The 16043-nt window shown below is 45.3% G+C and carries 16 protein-coding genes; 7 read left to right on the forward strand and 9 right to left on the reverse strand.

Features of this window, described 5'->3' with window-relative positions:
* Positions 1-164 precede the first annotated feature (164 nt).
* Together thiO and QZ938_RS13895 are read right to left on the reverse strand one after the other, a co-directional pair.
* On the reverse strand, positions 165-1250 hold the full coding sequence (gene thiO / locus QZ938_RS13890) for a glycine oxidase ThiO (RefSeq protein WP_293352068.1): 1086 nt from the start codon (positions 1248-1250) through the stop codon (positions 165-167).
* Positions 1251-2069: 819 nt separating this feature from the next.
* Positions 2070-2408, reverse strand: coding sequence for a 2Fe-2S iron-sulfur cluster-binding protein (locus QZ938_RS13895; protein ID WP_293148139.1), 339 nt, complete (start codon positions 2406-2408; stop codon positions 2070-2072).
* Between the two features lie 117 nt (positions 2409-2525).
* Here QZ938_RS13895 and cimA point away from each other — a divergent pair, with 117 nt between their 5' ends.
* The 3 genes from cimA (at position 2526) to QZ938_RS13910 (ending at position 5313) form a co-directional block, all read left to right on the forward strand.
* Positions 2526-4193, forward strand: a complete 1668-nt coding sequence (gene cimA, locus QZ938_RS13900; protein ID WP_293131820.1) for a citramalate synthase — start codon at positions 2526-2528, stop codon at positions 4191-4193.
* A 282-nt stretch (positions 4194-4475) separates the two neighbouring features.
* Positions 4476-4814, forward strand: coding sequence for a type II toxin-antitoxin system RelE/ParE family toxin (locus QZ938_RS13905; RefSeq protein WP_293352116.1), 339 nt, complete (start codon positions 4476-4478; stop codon positions 4812-4814).
* The gene (locus QZ938_RS13910; protein WP_293363286.1) at positions 4807-5313 is read left to right on the forward strand and encodes a hypothetical protein; all 507 of its coding nucleotides are present in this window, start codon (positions 4807-4809) and stop codon (positions 5311-5313) included. Before QZ938_RS13905 ends, QZ938_RS13910 begins: the two co-directional genes overlap by 8 nt.
* A gap of 437 nt (positions 5314-5750) precedes the next feature.
* On the opposite strand, the gene QZ938_RS13915 is transcribed toward QZ938_RS13910, so the two are convergent.
* From QZ938_RS13915 to QZ938_RS13935, 5 genes are all read right to left on the reverse strand, one after another.
* A complete protein-coding gene (locus QZ938_RS13915; RefSeq protein ID WP_293352072.1) occupies positions 5751-7961 on the reverse strand; it encodes a peptidase domain-containing ABC transporter in 2211 nt (736 codons plus the stop codon).
* A gap of 134 nt (positions 7962-8095) precedes the next feature.
* On the reverse strand, positions 8096-8284 hold the full coding sequence (locus tag QZ938_RS13920) for a hypothetical protein (protein WP_293352074.1): 189 nt from the start codon (positions 8282-8284) through the stop codon (positions 8096-8098).
* 375 nt (positions 8285-8659) lie between these two features.
* Positions 8660-8857 carry a hypothetical protein gene (locus tag QZ938_RS13925; RefSeq protein ID WP_293352076.1) on the reverse strand — a complete coding sequence of 66 codons (198 nt, stop codon included), beginning with the start codon at positions 8855-8857 and terminating at the stop codon, positions 8660-8662.
* Positions 8858-9220: 363 nt separating this feature from the next.
* Positions 9221-9412, reverse strand: coding sequence for a hypothetical protein (locus QZ938_RS13930; protein WP_293352078.1), 192 nt, complete (start codon positions 9410-9412; stop codon positions 9221-9223).
* 173 nt (positions 9413-9585) lie between these two features.
* The gene (locus tag QZ938_RS13935; RefSeq protein WP_293352080.1) at positions 9586-9813 is read right to left on the reverse strand and encodes a secretion protein HlyD; all 228 of its coding nucleotides are present in this window, start codon (positions 9811-9813) and stop codon (positions 9586-9588) included.
* A 464-nt stretch (positions 9814-10277) separates the two neighbouring features.
* Between QZ938_RS13935 and QZ938_RS13940 the strand changes: the two genes are divergently transcribed.
* Positions 10278-11393: an HlyD family efflux transporter periplasmic adaptor subunit gene (locus QZ938_RS13940; protein WP_293352083.1), complete on the forward strand. Its 1116-nt coding sequence runs from the start codon at positions 10278-10280 to the stop codon at positions 11391-11393.
* Between the two features lie 139 nt (positions 11394-11532).
* Positions 11533-11859, forward strand: a complete 327-nt coding sequence (locus tag QZ938_RS13945; RefSeq protein ID WP_293352085.1) for a nucleotidyltransferase domain-containing protein — start codon at positions 11533-11535, stop codon at positions 11857-11859.
* 150 nt (positions 11860-12009) lie between these two features.
* On the opposite strand, the gene QZ938_RS13950 is transcribed toward QZ938_RS13945, so the two are convergent.
* Together QZ938_RS13950 and QZ938_RS13955 are read right to left on the reverse strand one after the other, a co-directional pair.
* Positions 12010-12135, reverse strand: a complete 126-nt coding sequence (locus QZ938_RS13950) for a type II toxin-antitoxin system PemK/MazF family toxin (protein ID WP_363318840.1) — start codon at positions 12133-12135, stop codon at positions 12010-12012.
* Positions 12132-12383 (reverse strand): hypothetical protein, encoded by a 252-nt coding sequence (locus tag QZ938_RS13955; RefSeq protein ID WP_293208993.1) that lies wholly within the window; start codon positions 12381-12383, stop codon positions 12132-12134. The genes QZ938_RS13950 and QZ938_RS13955 overlap by 4 nt, the downstream gene beginning before the upstream one ends.
* Before the next feature lie 392 nt (positions 12384-12775).
* Between QZ938_RS13955 and QZ938_RS13960 the strand changes: the two genes are divergently transcribed.
* Together QZ938_RS13960 and QZ938_RS13965 are read left to right on the forward strand one after the other, a co-directional pair.
* The gene (locus tag QZ938_RS13960; RefSeq protein ID WP_293352087.1) at positions 12776-15619 is read left to right on the forward strand and encodes a CHAT domain-containing protein; all 2844 of its coding nucleotides are present in this window, start codon (positions 12776-12778) and stop codon (positions 15617-15619) included.
* Entirely contained in the window at positions 15603-15854 is a 252-nt protein-coding gene (locus QZ938_RS13965; protein ID WP_293363288.1) for a hypothetical protein, read from the forward strand. Before QZ938_RS13960 ends, QZ938_RS13965 begins: the two co-directional genes overlap by 17 nt.
* Positions 15855-16043: the final 189 nt, after the last annotated feature.

Consider the following 16043-nt stretch of genomic DNA (forward strand, 5'->3'; position numbering starts at 1 on the left):
TCAATGTGAAAAAATCAAACAAGCGATTCAGTCAATATAGCTGAATTTTTAAGTTGTCCATTTTCATACCCTGATTAAGCAACGCCAAAGAGCGCTGAAGCGCAACTACGTACCTAAGAAGTAAGAGACATTCTGTACCAATAGATATAAGCTTAAGTAAGTGCTTAAAATCCAAACCTCGAATAATCAAAAGCAGCCAACAACGGATCTGACTTTTGCTCCAACATCAAATCAGCCAACAATTTAGCAGTTACCGGAGCCAACAAAATGCCATTGCGATAATGCCCCGTTGCCAATGTCAAATTATCCCAAGCAGAAGCACCCAAAATCGGCAACTCATCCGTCGTAGCCGGCCGAAATCCCCACCAAAACTCTAAAATCGGATAATGCTGCAATTCGGGATATAACTTCATCGCTCCTGCTAGCAAACTTTGAATTCCCGCTGGAGTATTTCCAGGGGTAAAATCCACATTCTCGCTAGTTGCGCCAATAATAATTCTGCCATCTTGACGCGGTACAATATAAATGCCAGTCCCGAATAAAACTGTTTGCAGCGGCTGAATCACTCCCAAATTTTCTGGTACGCAGACTGACAGCATTTGCCCCTTTCTGGGAAAAATCGGAACATTCAATAACTTCTCGCACCAAGGCCCTGCCGCCAAAATATAACGGTCTGCTTGCAATTTTCTGGCTGTTGTTTCTACACCAAAAACTAGATTTTTATGTCGAATAATTTCCTTGGCAGTATCTTGAATAATCTCAATCTGTAATTCTTTAGTTGCGGCTTGAAGCGTCCGAAATAAAGCGCGGTTGTCAACTTGAGCGTCGTCAGGATACCACCAACCGCCAATTACTTCATCGCCCAATCCAAATTGATGTTGGCGAATCGCCTCTCTGTCGAGCCATTGAGAATTAAGGTTTGACAAACACGGCTGTTGTTGAGGCTCATTTTGACACACAGGTGCGAGAATTCCCGATCGCCAATATCCCGTTTTCAACCCCGTAATCTGTTCTAGCCGTTCCACCCAGGAAGCATACAGCGCGCGACTTTGCAGGCACAAATCCAGCATCGGACTCGGGGGAATTCGTTCGGCTTGGGGCGCCAGCATTCCGGCTGCCGCCCGGGCCGTCGGTTGTTTAGAATCGGCGGTGACAACGGCGACAGAAGCCCCTCGCAACTTCAGTTCAACTGCTAGGGAAAGGCCGATTATTCCGCCGCCAACAATCAGAATATCTTGAGATGAATTCATTAACTTTTCTATGGACTTTCTGGCTTTTTTACCTCAGGACTTTCTTGAGGGTAAGGTACTGGTATGGATTGGTATCAACAATCGTCTAAAATACTTTTTATCTCTCGTTTCTCACGCTCGGCCCGATCCCCCTAAATCCCCCTTAAGAAGGGGGACTTCGATGTGTTTTAGGTTCCCCCTGATAGTCGGGGGACTTTGATACTCTTGTCCCCCCCTTATTAAGGGGGGTTAGGGGGGATCGAAGGCCTAATCGTCAGATAGCAAACTCATGCTACAATCGCCTAAAATTATTTTTATCTCTCGTTTCTCACGCTCGGCCCGATCCCCCTAAATCCCCCTTAAGAAGCAGGGCGGTTTTATTGTCGTCAGACAAATTAGGTACGTAGTTGGGCTTGGGCCCTCTTTCCTAATATTATAAAGAGCGCGCTGAAGCGCAACTACGTACCTTGACTCAAACGCGAGCCGACCTTTGAGCGATAATTTTGGTAGTTTGAGATTTCCTATCCTGACAATAAAACCACCCTACTAAATCCCCCTTAATAAGGGGGACTTTGATGCTGTTGTTCCCCCTTAAGAAGGGGGAACTTTGATGCTGTTCCCGAATCGTTGCGGGGAGCCCAAGACGCTCTTGTCCCCCCCTTATTAAGGGGGGTTAGGGGGGATCGAAGGCCTAATCGTCAGACAGCAGACTCATGCTACATTTGACGTATTTGTTGACACTAATAGCTGGTGCGTGCACCTTACATTGAGAATTTTTGGGCAAGTCTTACATATTATCTTGCAAGGCGATCGTCCTATGAGCCTTCCCCGACAAAAAATCTATCCTTGAGGTTTCCAGACAGTCTCCGAGTCTTGGCCCCAAAAACCCTGATATTTTGTCACCTTAATATCGCCCAAAACCTTAGTCTGACAGGACAAACGACGGTTTGATGCCGCAGAATGGGGAGGAAGCGAAAGCCGCGCTTTTTCGCGCCACTCGGAGTCAGAAACTTCGCCCTCGATGGTGACGGCGCAGGTGCCACAAGTCCCCAAACCGTGACAGTTGATGACTTTGGCGTTGCCGTTGTAGAGATCGATGCCGTTTTTGAGCAAGACTTCACGGAGATTCGATCCGCGATCGCACTCAAATGTTTTTCCTTGCGCTTGTACCTTGACCACAGTAATTTACCCCGATTACATTTATGTTAATTTTCCTATATATTATCGCATTTATTTCAAATAATTTCATCTAATATGATAAGTGATATATTACCAATTGATAATTGAGAATTCCCCATGAAAAATCGGCTCTGGATCTACGATACCACGCTGCGAGACGGCGCTCAGTGCGAGGGACTCTGCTTATCTCTCGAAGACAAAGTGCGAATTGCTCGACAGCTAGACAGTTTAGGAATTCCGTTTATTGAAGGTGGCTGGCCGGGAGCAAATCCTAAAGACGTACAATTTTTTTGGCAGCTCAAAGAACAGCCATTAATTCAAGCAGAAGTAGTCGCTTTTTGTTCGACCAGACGACCGGGAAAAACGGCAGCTAATGATGAAATGTTGCAGCCTATCTTGTCGGCGGGAACTCGCTGGGTAACGCTGTTTGGCAAGTCGTGGGATTTGCACGTAATTGAAAGTTTGAAGACAACGCTAGAAGAAAATCTGGCGATGATTCGAGATACTATTGAATATTTACGGAGTCAGGGAAGGCGCGTTATTTACGATGCCGAACACTGGTTTGACGGCTACAAACACAATCCCGAGTATGCAATTAAAACTTTAATGGCAGCGGCGAATGCTGGTGCAGAATGGCTGGTGTTGTGCGATACTAACGGCGGTACTTTGCCTGACGAAGTTAGTCAAGTTGTGCGTGATGTGGCAGGAATAATAGAAACTTGGGATATTTCGGAATCGGAAATTCACCCCCCCCAACCCCCCCTTATTAAGGAGGGGAGAAAGTCTAAAATTCAGTTAGGAATTCACACTCACAACGACTCTGGAGTTGCCGTTGCTAATGCTCTGGCTGGTGTGCGGGAAGGGGTGACGATGGTACAGGGAACTATTAACGGTTATGGCGAACGCTGCGGTAATGCTAATTTGTGTTCCTTGATTCCTAATTTTCAGCTCAAGTTGGGTTATGATTGCATTCAAGATGAGCAATTAGCGAAATTAACTCAAGTCAGTCGCTCCGTCAGCGAAATTGTTAATCTTGCTCCCGATGACCACGCTCCTTTTGTCGGTCTTTCCGCTTTTGCTCACAAGGGCGGAATTCACGTATCGGCGGTTGCAAAAAATCCGTTAACTTACGAACACTTGGAACCGGAAAAAATTGGCAACATCCGACGAATTGTGATTTCGGATCAATCGGGTTTGAGCAATGTTTTGGCGAAGGCTAAGACTTTTGGTATTGAACTCGATCGCAAAAATCCTGCTTGCCGCCAAATTCTGGAAAAGTTGAAAGATTTGGAAAGTCAGGGATATCAATTTGAGGGTGCTGAGGCGTCTTTTGAATTGTTAATGCGGGAAGCTTTGGAAAAGCGGCAGCGGTGGTTTGAAATTCATGGATTTCAAGTTCACTGCGATAAGGTTGGCGAAGATTGTACGGCTTTAGCCACTGTGAAATTGTCAGTCAACGGTACAAATATTCTGGAATGCGCGGAAGGAAACGGCCCGGTTTCGGCTTTGGATGCGGCTTTGCGGAAAGCTTTGGTGAATTTTTATCCGGCGATAGCCCATTTTTACTTGACAGATTACAAGGTGCGAATTCTGGATTCCGGTGCGGGTACTGGTGCTAAAACTCGCGTGTTGGTGGAATCGAGCAACCATCAGCAGCGGTGGACTACTGTGGGGGTTTCTACTAATATTTTGGATGCTTCTTGTCAGGCTGTGGTTGAGGGTTTGGAGTACGGTTTGGTGTTGGAAAATCAAGAGGCGATTCCTCTAGTTTGTCGCGTACATTAACTAAGGAATGAAAATTCAATAATTTCAGCATCTTTACGCCCGCTAGCTTTGCAGGCAAGGATTGAAAGATCGAGATTGCTTAAGTTATTAAATTGCCATTCCTAAGCATTAGGGTGCACACTGCCAGCCGTGTCAAGGTCGCTTTTGAGCTTGGTTCAGCATACACCTTGACAGGGCTGGGTGCTTGTGGTGTACCCGATCGCGATCGCAATTAAGGATATCCAGCTTGTGAAGATTCCTGGGCGATCGTACAATAAACTCCTAGTTACCATGACTATATGTATGGAAGCCCAACCCAGAGCAATTCAGACCTATGAAACCTTAGAGGGAAAAATCCCTTTTGAAGATTGGCTTAACTCTTTGCGCGATCGCGAAGGGAAAGCTAAAATAAAAGCTAGACTTCAGCGAGTTGCTCTTGGTAATTTAGGAGACTGCAAATCAGTAGGAGAGGGTGTTTCAGAGTTAAGAATCGATTGTGGCCCTGGCTACCGAGTTTATTTTGGAGAAAGAGACTCAACTATTATACTGCTCCTCTGCGGTGGAGATAAAAGTACCCAAGATCGAGATATTCGCAAAGCTAAAGAATACTTCAGTGAATTTAGGACTAGAGACGATGCCTAAAACCCACAGCTACCATGATTATCTAATTGAATCCCTCAAAGAGATTGAAGAATCTGCTGCTTATATTCAAGCAATTTTAGAAGAAGAAGCACCAGAACCTGAACTATTACTGACTGTACTCAGAGATGTAGTTAAATCTCAAAGTGAAGTCTCTACAATCGCCCAAGAAGAGCTACAGAATTGGGAAAAACTCCAAGAATTGCTGAAATCATCAGGGGGAGAAGAAATTTACCGATTTATTGGTTTGCTGAAAACTTTAGGATTAAAAACACAGATTGGAGTGAGACAAAAAGATTGTAGGCAAAGTGGTGAATACACAAGAGTTTTAGCACAACAATTGTTCGATAACGATAAGACATTCATTAGTGAATTAGAGCAACTTCAAAAACTAATAAAAAATCAAGATGATTCAAATGAAGCTTCTGAATTTGTGAAAATCTTGATTTTTTTTTATTGGCAACCAAAGAACCGGGTTTCCTGGATATTCGATAATAAGTAGGGCTTGCTGAAAAAGTGTGCGTAGTGGAAAAACGACGCTACACAGCTTAAAAAATACTAGGTTTCTTGCTTGCATTCCCAAATTTCGCCAGAAACTAATAACGAAAGTGCAAGGGTTTTGAGCCTCTATAATCCTATAACTTGCACTTTTTTTAGCCAAAAAAGCTTAAATTCCTTATCTGGCAAGCTTTCTAGTTTTATTCAGCAAGCCCTAAGTATTCGTAGGGTGCGTCGCCAATAAAAATCCTTAAATTAAATCGAACTTTCGAGTAGCGACGCACCTGACACATCGGGTGGACAAACAACCCTGAGTTTGACTCAGCCCAACAATTGTTTGTTTGAGAATTTTTGATAAAAGGTATAAGCAATAAGGTGCGTCAGCTTAGAGTCTATCGATTTCTAGATTAGACAATCGTAGCTGACGCACCCTACAAGTTTTTAAGGTTCCAAAAAGTCTAAGTGATCTCCGGGAATCGATCGCAATTTTGCAGCAGATCCTTGCAGTTTTAACCTGCCACGCTCTAACATAATAATCCAATCTGCGCGATCGATCACTCGGGGCCTGTGACTGATAAAAATCGTAGTTTTCCCCTGCCGGTACATCAACAAATTTTCCAAGACTTCCGCTTCGCTGGCGGGATCTAGCCCTGCGGTAGACTCGTCTAGAATCAACACGGGCGGGTTATTGAGAATGGCACGGGCGATCGCCAATCTCTGTCTTTGTCCCCCAGAAATATTTGCCCCAAACTCCCCTAAAACAGTTTGATATTTATCCGGTAATTGGCTGATAAATTCATCCGCCCCGGCAATTTTGCAAGCTTTCACAATCTGTTCAAAAGTGACATCGGGACTCCCCAACTGAAAATTATCGAGAATCGAACGGCTCCAGAAATGAGCTTCTTGGGGAACAAGAACCACTTGCTGTCTGAGACAATCGAGAGACAAATCCTGTAAATTGTAACCGCCAATTCTCACATTACCAGATTGGAGCGGATACAGACCAGCAATTACCTTAGCTAGGGTACTTTTTCCACAACCAGAATAACCGATTAAAGCAATTGCGTGACCGCCAGGAAACGTCACAGAAAAATTTTCTAACAAGTCAAGTCTGCCTGGGTAGTGAAAATTCACATTTTTGCAAACAATTTCATCGCGGTCTTGAAGCGTTACCGCAGGTTTATTAATATCGCTTTTACTTTCTGGTTCGGCGTCTATGACTTCCGAAAGCCGTTGAGTTGCTGTCTGCACGCGAGCCATTTCATCAGTACATTCAACCAAGGAAGTTACCCAAGTAGTAACGTTTTGATTCATGCTAATAAATGCGAGCAACTGACCGATACTCAATGCTTTGTCAATCACCAAACTGCTGCCCAACCACAGCAGGGTAATGCTGCCCGCTGAAGCAACAAAGCCAGAAAAAATATTGTTGAGAATGCCAATTTGTGTAGTGCGAAAAGTAAGACTCGCTAAGCGGCCGAAGCGACTTTGAAATTCTTCCCAAAGTTGCTGGGCGCTGCTAGTCGTTTTCACGGTCAGCGCGCCTTTAAAGGTTTCTACTAAAACACCTTGAGTTTCTGCTTCCAGTACAAATAAATTCCGCGTTTTTTGCTGCAATACGGGCAGGAAAACTATTGTAGATGCAGTCATGAACAAGGCGATGACTGTAGCAGCCAGTGTCAGTTCCTTGCTGTAAAACAACATGACAACAAAAGAAACTACGGCTATAAAAAATTGACTGGGCAAGCTGATCGCAAATTGAGAAACTAATTTATTGATTTCTTGGATATCTTGTAATCTACTGACGATTTCGCCGCTGCGTCTGGTTTCGTAAAAGCTTAAAGGCAATCGCAGGAATTTACGCCCGAATTCCATGACCAATCCCAACTCTAAACGCTGGGAAAATTGAGCAATCAAGTTCGACTGTACCAATCCTAAACTGCTACTAAATAAGTTCATAACTATAACTGCGATCGCCACACTTGCCAAAAGTTGCGTGTCGCCCCGCACCAGAATGTCGTCGGTGAGCAGTTGCACTAGAAAAGGCGAAGCAATCGACAGCAAACCCAACACCACATTCAGCAACAGTGCTTCAATTAAAAGCTGGCGGTAAATCCAAACCCGACGCATCCATTTTTGTAAGGAATTGGCGGGCACTTGACCGTCTGCTTGGGCAAAAAATCGATCGGGATCTGGGTCTACTAGCAAGCACAGCCAATCTGTCCAACCTGCTGCTAATTCTTCTTTGGAAATATAGCGCATACCGACAGCCGGATCGCCGATCGCATATTTGTCGCCCTGCTTTCCGTACAAAACAACCCAGTGGTAGCCGCTCCAGTGAATAATAGCCGGTAAAGGTGCTTCGTCAATTTTGTCTAAAATAGCAGCCGCTGCTCGCACGGATCGAGCATTAAAGCCCACCGCCTCAGCGCCTTGTTTCAAGCCCAGCAGAGTCGTCCCCTTTTGGCCTGTACCCGCAGATTCTCGCAAACGGCTAATGGGAAAATTCTGTCCGTAAAATTTGGCGATGGATGCCAAACAAGCTGCCCCGCAGTCTTCTTCGCTCTGCTGGAGTACAACCTGATATTTTTTAAACCTGTTAACTTGTCCGAATAATGGCATTTTGCCGATCAAAGGGATGTTCTTTAACATTTTGCAAAATGAATAATGGTAGAGCATAAAGAAGATTACTCATCACCAACTACCCAATCAGCAAAAAGCACCCATAAAGTTATGGGTGCTTTCTCGATTCCACAGTTATAGAGCTGAATTGACAGCACTAAACTTTACCAGTAGCCGTAGCGAACGACTCTTCTGAAGGAACCGTCGCAATTGCGGCGGTACACGACCCAACGGCGCCGGCGGCCACAGTTGTCGCCATAATAGCTATCGCGATAGTAGTGACCACCGTTGACGCTAGCTGATTCTTCAGAGGTGAGTTCAGTAAACAATGAGTTTTCCTGTGTTTCTAGCATGATGATTTGACTCCATTTAAGTTGATGAGATTGAACGAAAACTAGAAATTTTATCTAATTTCGATAGCCTCGTGTAATTACTGACTAATACTTCTCAATGCCTGTGCGCTCATCCGGAATACCACTGAGAAGTTTTGCAAATTCACCCGATCGCACTACCTAACTCACCTATCTAGACTATTAGGCAATACGGTTCACTTGACACTATTTATTCGCCGGAGATCCCCCTAAATCCCCCTTAAGAAGGGGGACTTTGAGAGTATTCTTGTCCCCCCCTTTTGTAAGGGGGGTTAGGGGGGATCTGTCTTAAGTGAACCGTATTGGACTATTAGGGTTTTGTAATAAGCGCGATCGCGGCATTCACGGCACTAAACTTTACCAGTAGCCGTAGCGAACTACTCTTCTGAAGGAACCGTCGCAATTGCGGCGGTACACGACCCAACGGCGCCGGCTGCCACAGTTGCGGCGCTCGCCATAATAGCGCTCGGAATAAGAGTAGTGACCACCGTTGACGCTAGCTGATTCTTCAGGGGAGAGTTCAGCAAACAATGAATTTTCCTTTGTTTCTTGCATGATAATTTGACTCCATTTAAGTTGATGATATTGAACGAAAACTAGAAACTTTATATAATTTCGATAGCCTCGTTTCAACAGTTGACAGTTGACAGTTGACAGTTGACAGTTTGAGAACGACTTCTACCTAGGAGGAAGAGGATTGGAGTAATGAATAGTCGGATTTTAATTTCTCCCGAGCAGGTTCCGGCTTTCAACCAATTCTTTCTGGTAATTACTGACTAATACTTCTCAATACCTGTGCAAAGTCAGGAATACCACTGAGAAGTTTTGAAAATTCACCCGATCGCACTACCTGACTCACCTATCTAGACTATTGAGGTTTTGTAATAAGCGCGATCGCGGCATTCACGGCACTAAACTTTACCAGTAGCCGTAGCGAACTACTCTTCTGAAGGAACCGTCGCAATTGCGGCGGTACACGACCCAACGGCGCCGGCTGCCACAGTTGCCGCGGCCATAATAGCGTTCGGAATAGTAGTGACCACCGTTGACGCTAGCTGATTCTTCAGGGGTGAGTTCAGCAAACAATGAGTTTTCCTTTGTTTCTTGCATGATGAATTGGACTCCATTTAAGTTGATGATATTGAACGAAAACTAGAAACTTTATATAATTTCGATAGCCTCGTGTAATTACTAACTAATACTTCTCCATGCCTCGGCGATCGCCCGGAATATTACTGAGAAAATTTTAAGATTTATCCGATCGCACTACTTTACTCAGCTATCTAGACCACAAGAGTTTTGTAAGGGCGATTGCGAATCGGATCGTACAGGAAAAGCTGGCTCGGCTGTGGCACGAAAAACAGGGTATTGACGCCATTACTGGTGCTGTTCTTGGTATCGCTGTTACTGTTAGTACTGCTGAAACCGCTGGTACTGCTGCCACCGCTGACAGTCCCAGATTCTCGATCGGTTAATTCGGTAAACAGTGAATTTTGTTGATTGTCCGGCATAAGGAACTCCTATTAAGACATATATAGTTACTTACGTACACATCCCAGAAAAACCGGGTAACAGCACCAAGAATCCTTGCTGAAACGCTATATTTTCATGGCAGTTGCCCGCTGGGTACACCATTCTTGATATTTGGGGAAATTTCCGGGTGGCGAAGGCAAAGCTGTGCGGATTTTGACCTTAACCCTGTGAATTTTGATTTAGACTTCTAAACTTATGCTTGGTGTCCGGAAAGCTAAAAAATAAATGTGACCAAAGAAATAGGCGATCGCTCTCTCTGTTCCAAGTCATACCATTTGAGATTTGAGATTTGAAGTTAGAAAATGACTGATTTAATCAGGGTTTGGATTTGGCTTAGAGTTGCATTCTTTATTTGAACTGGCATGAAAACTCAAAAGCCTCCTCCTGGGCCCAACTAAAAACTCAAAATTCACAACGATTCCTCTCACCCCCCATAGCCGCCATGCCTCGCACTACCGAACCCATGCCCGCAGAAACCTTTGATAACGACGAGTTTTTGCCCCCTGTCAGCCGCTGGACGACTTTGGGGGGAATTTTGATGGTGGCAACCTTTGGCGGGGCGATCGCCCTTGCGAGCGTCACCAAATACAGTGCTACAGTCAAAGCAGACGCGATCGTCCGTCCAGCCGGAGAAGTGCGCGTCGTGCAAGCAGCAACCGAAGGAACCATCGAAAGCATTGCAGTCAGCGAAAATCAGACAGTAAAAGCCGGAGATGCGATCGCAGTTGTCAACGCTTCGCGTTTGGGAAGTCAAAAAAAGCAGTTCCAAGACACAGTCAATCAGTCTCAAACAGCAGCACAGCAAATCAACCAGCAACTGCGGGACTTGGAAAATCAAATTTTAGCCAGCGGCCAATTTCAAACCATCCAAAATCAAAATTCCGCCGCCCAAGAAGTAGTCGAGTCCGCTCTTGTCAAAATCGCCACATCGCAGCCAGATGTCGCCGAGAGGCTGGGCAGAAGTCGGCGGGTTTTGCTCGTCAAGCGATCGTCCATTCAACAACAATTAATTCAAGCTAAAAAAGAGCTCAATCAAATTCAGTCACAACTCGAAAATAGCGTGATCCGCGCGCCGGCTGATGGTACAGTTCTCAGATTGGAAGTACAAAGTACCGGTCAAACCGTACAAGCCGGAAGTGCGATCGCCCAAATCGTCCCCAGCGACGTACCCCTGGTAGTCAAAGCCAAAGTGACATCCCAAGACATCGCCCGCATCCAAATCGGCCAACCCGTGCAGATGAGGATTTCCGCGTTACCCTTCCCAGATTACGGGACACTAAAAGGAACAGTAAGTGCGATCGCCCCAGATGCGATCGCGCCTCAAAATCCCGCTAATAATTTAGGTGGATCGTATTACGAAGTTTCAATTAAGCCCCAACAAACCTATTTAACAAAACTCGAATCCGGCAGCCGTCAATTCTCAGGAAAGTCCGAGGCAAATGTCCCCCGCCAGTATTCAATTCAAGCGGGAATGGAGGGCAGAGCCGATATTATTACCGGGGAAGAAACCGTCTTGACATTTGTGTTGCGGAAAGCAAGGTTGCTGACAGATTGGTAATCAGTCAGTTGTTATTTTGAGACGGCGGTTTAAACCGCGTCTACACAAACTAAACCCGCCTTCGCGGGTTGAAGAGTGTGCGATTTAAACCGCCGAGTGTAATTATATCTATAGTAAATAAATAACATCGATCGCCAATATGAAAATCAACGATAAACTCAAGACCATCTTAGCTGAATTGCGATCGCACTTCGAGCTCCTGTATGGCGATCGGCTTACCCAAATGGTACTCTACGGTTCCCAAGCGCGGGGCGATGCAGAACCCGACTCAGATATTGATGTTTTGGTGGTTCTCAAAGGACAAGTCCAAGTCGGTGAAGAAATCGATCGAACTATTCCAATTGTAGCAGACTTGTCTCTCCACAATGACGTAGTAATTAGCTGCAACTTTATGAATGAGGAACGGTTTACTAATTATCAAGGCCCTTTACTCAGAAATATCCGTAGAGAGGGAATTTTAATCTGACACCCGCTCAATTAAACTTACTCCTCAAAATCTAATTGGTCTTCTACCGCCACCTTAAATAATACCAATTTAAAAAAAGAATGCAACAGTATTCTTGTCCCCCCCCTTTGCAAGGGGGGGCTAGGGGGGGTCGAAGAGTGTTGGACGATTTTAAAAAAATTGTATAAGTAAGATAGTATCAATGGAAAGCACCAAAACAGGTCGCATTCCAGCTTGTTCTCTTCCATGAACTGGGTTAAGATTGACAAAATAAATTTTCCCTCGCTGAATGCTTATAGTGCTTCTAAACCATCCATTTCTGCCACAATAAACTCTTGATTGATCGCAGCAATCTCAACTTGAATATCTGGATCGTTGGCCATCTCTGCTATCTCTGCTTCCAGGTATTTAGCATTAGCGAGTTTATTAGCTATGTAAGTTTTCTCCCGCACTCGGCAAGCGATACGTTCCAGCAGCCAAAGTTGTTCTTCTATCGATAGGGAACTAATAGAACGTTCAATTTCTACTAAAGTTTGTGAAATCATTTTAGTTTCCTCTTGTTTTTTGCCCCATCGCAAATCATCGAGATTTGTTTGAATGAGACCGGGCCCATTCCGAATAGATTCATTATTGCGATCGCTTACTTATCTTGTTTCTATATTATACGACATAGTTGCGTAGCAGCTTATGACGCAATACGGTTAAGTTAAGACAGATCCCCCCTAACCCCCCTTAATAAGGGGGGGATAAGAAAGCTCTTAAAGTCCCCCTTCTTAAGGGGGATTTAGGGGGATCTCCGGGGCATAAATAGTCTTAAGTAAACCGTATTGAGGTATGACGCACACTCCAACGACTCCAGACGATTCAGCAAGTCGGGTTCCCCCCTTGTTTTTCCCCGACAAAGAATGTAAAATTCTAAAAACATGGGTTGTAAGCAATGAACGAAGTACGTCGCCAAGCCTATCAAAATCTGATTTATTCTCTCCTCACCTGTCCCAGCGAGGAAGAAATCGAGATTCTGCAAGCTAACCTAGAATTAATAGATGATGGTTTTGCCCAGTTTTTGCGAGAGTGGGCAACTGAAACTCTGCCAACCTTGGATGCAGAAGAAGCATATAATTGTGCTAATATTTTATACGGTTTGAATATTAGTTTTAAAAATCTTCGGCAAGGTAGTCGGGCAAGTAATTTAGAGGTGGCTATTGCTTGTCTGGAGATAGGATTAACTGTTGTCACCCGCGAAACGTATCCAGAAAAATGGGCTAGGTTTCAAAACAGTCTGGCGAGTGCGTACCAAAACAGAATCAGAGGGGAAAAAGCCGAGAATCTGGAATTGACGATCGCAGCTTGTGAGGCATCCTTGGAAGTTTACACCCGCGACGCATTTCCCGAAGACTGGGCAAGGAGTCAAAATAATTTGGGGATGGCGTACCTCTACAGAATCAGAGGGGAAAAAGCCGAGAATCTGGAATTGGCGATCGCAGCTTTTGAGGCATCCTTGGAAGTTTACACCCGCGACGCATTTCCCGAAGACTGGGCAAGGAGTCAAAATAATTTGGCGACTGCCTACCACTACAGAATCAGAGGGAAAAAAGCCGAGAATCTGGAATTGGCGATCGCAGCTTGTGAGACATCCTTAGAAGTTTACACCCGCGACGCATTTCCCTTTGAATGGGCAACGTGTCAAAATAATTTGGCGAATGCGTACTTATACAGAATCAGAGGGGAAAAAGCCGAGAATCTGGAATTGGCGATCGCAGCTTTTGAGGCATCCTTGGAAGTTTACACCCCCGACGCATTTCCCTTTGAATGGGCAAGGAGTCAAAATAATTTGGGGATGGCGTACCTCTACAGAATCAGAGGGGAAAAAGCCGAGAATCTGGAATTGGCGATCGCAGCTTTTGAAGCAGCTTTAAAAATTCGCACCCGCGACGCATTTCCTATAGATCATGCTGGAACCTTATATAATCTCGGATTTACCTACCAGAATAATTCCCAACTCCCAGAAGCTTACAATACCTTTAACTCTGCCATCGAGACAGTCGAATTAATGCGGAGTGAAATCATTATCGGCGGCGAAGCAGACAGACAGAAATTAGCTGAAGAATGGAATAAACTTTATCAGTCAATGGTAGAAGTTTGCCTACAAATGGAAAACTCCACTGCCGCCCTAGAATACGTCGAACGTAGCAAAACCAGAAACCTAGTAGAATTGTTTCACAAAGCCCGCAGCCTCCCCAGCCAAGTACAGCGGATTAGTTTTGCAGAAATTCGCAGCCTGTTAGCTGAAAACGAAGCAATTTTAGAATGGTACATTACCGACAACGGCTTTAAAGTTTTCATTGTCACCCGCGACTCTCCTCAACCGGATATCTGGCAATCTTCCTCTCAAGACTTGCAAGCATTACAAGAGTTACAACAGGAATATCTCGACGACATCAAAGACGAGGAAAAATACGACAACTGGAAAAACCAACTAGACAGCCGCCTGGAAAGATTAGCCCAGATTCTGCACATCGACGAAATAATTTCTCGCCTCCCCGAAAACTGCCAAAAACTAATCTTAGTTCCCTTCCGATACCTGCACCTATTCCCCCTACACGCCCTCACCAGCAGCCGACAAAAAGCCGACAAAACCGTAGAAACTGGATGTCTTCTCGAACTTTTCCCAGGCGGCGTGAGATACACACCCAGTTGCCAACTATTGCAATTATCTCAGCGGGTAAATCTGACTGTCGAAGACACATCACCCAGCAAATTTTTTGCCATCCAAAACCCCACAGAAGATTTAGACTTCACCGACATCGAAGTCGAAGCCATTGCCAAATCCTTCAATCCCGCCGAAATATTGAGTCGGCAAAATGCCAGCAAAGCAGGATTGCAACAACAAATTGCCAGCTTGCAAAATGCCGATATCGCCCACTTTTCCTGTCACGGCTTTTTCGACTTTCTCAATCCCGAAAAATCCGCATTAATCCTAGCCGGCGCAAAAGTAACCCCCCTTAATCCCCCCTTGGTAAGGGGGGAGACAGGAGAAGAAACTCCCCCTCTTCGTAGGGGCGGTGCCCCCGTGCCCGCCCTAATCCCTGAAACACCTGCAAAATCCTTGATGAAGAGGGTAGGCACGGGGGCACTACCCCTACAAAACGATGATTTGTCTGAGGGGAGGGTAGGCACGGGGGCACTACCCCTACAAAACGATGATTTGTCTGAGAATGAAACTCCCCACCTTGGTAGGGGCGGTGCCCCCGTGCCCGCCCAGCCTGGGGTTCCCTCCGACGAAAAGCGTTATATTCGTTCCCGCCGAGGCGAAAACTACGACATCGTAGAATGCCTGACTCTGACAGAAATCTTTGATTTACAGTTAAGCAAATGCAGTTTAGTAGTCCTTTCCGCCTGCGAAACTGGGTTAACCGATGCCAAAAATACCACAGATGAATATATCGGATTGACTAGCGGTTTTTTCTATGCCGGGGTGACGAGTATACTCAGCACGTTGTGGGCTGTGAATGATGTATCTACAGCGATTTTAACCATCAAATTCTACGAACTTTTTCGTGGGGAAAATCGGCCCGCTGTGGCTGTGGCTTTGCGGGAGTCTCAGTTGTGGCTGCGGAGTTTGACTGTCAAAGGTTTGCTAGAATGGGTGGAAGCGTCGCAGTTGCTGAGTCGCGAACATAAACAGAAAATTCAAGACAGATACAGTCGCGGTTACAAACAGGATTATCAACCTTATGAGTCTCCCGTATACTGGGCGGCTTTCTGTGCAGTTGGACAATAAGCTTAAGGGTTTTTGCATGGGTGGGGGCGGGTTTATTAGTTGGTTGGTTTTGATTCATAAATCTTGGCGAACCCGCCCCTACAAAATTGTTGAAATTGGTGATGTGATGTCGCACAAAATAGATATAATTGCTGTAGGGGCGGGTTCGCTACTGTCTGTGAAACCACACCGTAAATCCCAAAAACCCGCCCCGGTATCGTGGGTGGGGGCGGGTTTATTAGTTGGTTGGTTTTGATTCGTAAATCTCGGTGAACCCGCCCCTACAAATTTGTTGAAATTGGGAATTTGATCTTGTATAAAATAGATATAATTGCTGTAGGGGCGGGTTCGCTACTGTCTGTGAAACCACACCGTAAATCCCAAAAACCCGCCCCGGTATCGTGGGTGGGGGCGGGTTTATTAGTTGGTTGGTTTTGATTCGTAA

This window comes from Microcoleus sp. CAWBG27 (assembly GCF_020883145.1).
GTDB lineage: Bacteria > Cyanobacteriota > Cyanobacteriia > Cyanobacteriales > Microcoleaceae > Microcoleus.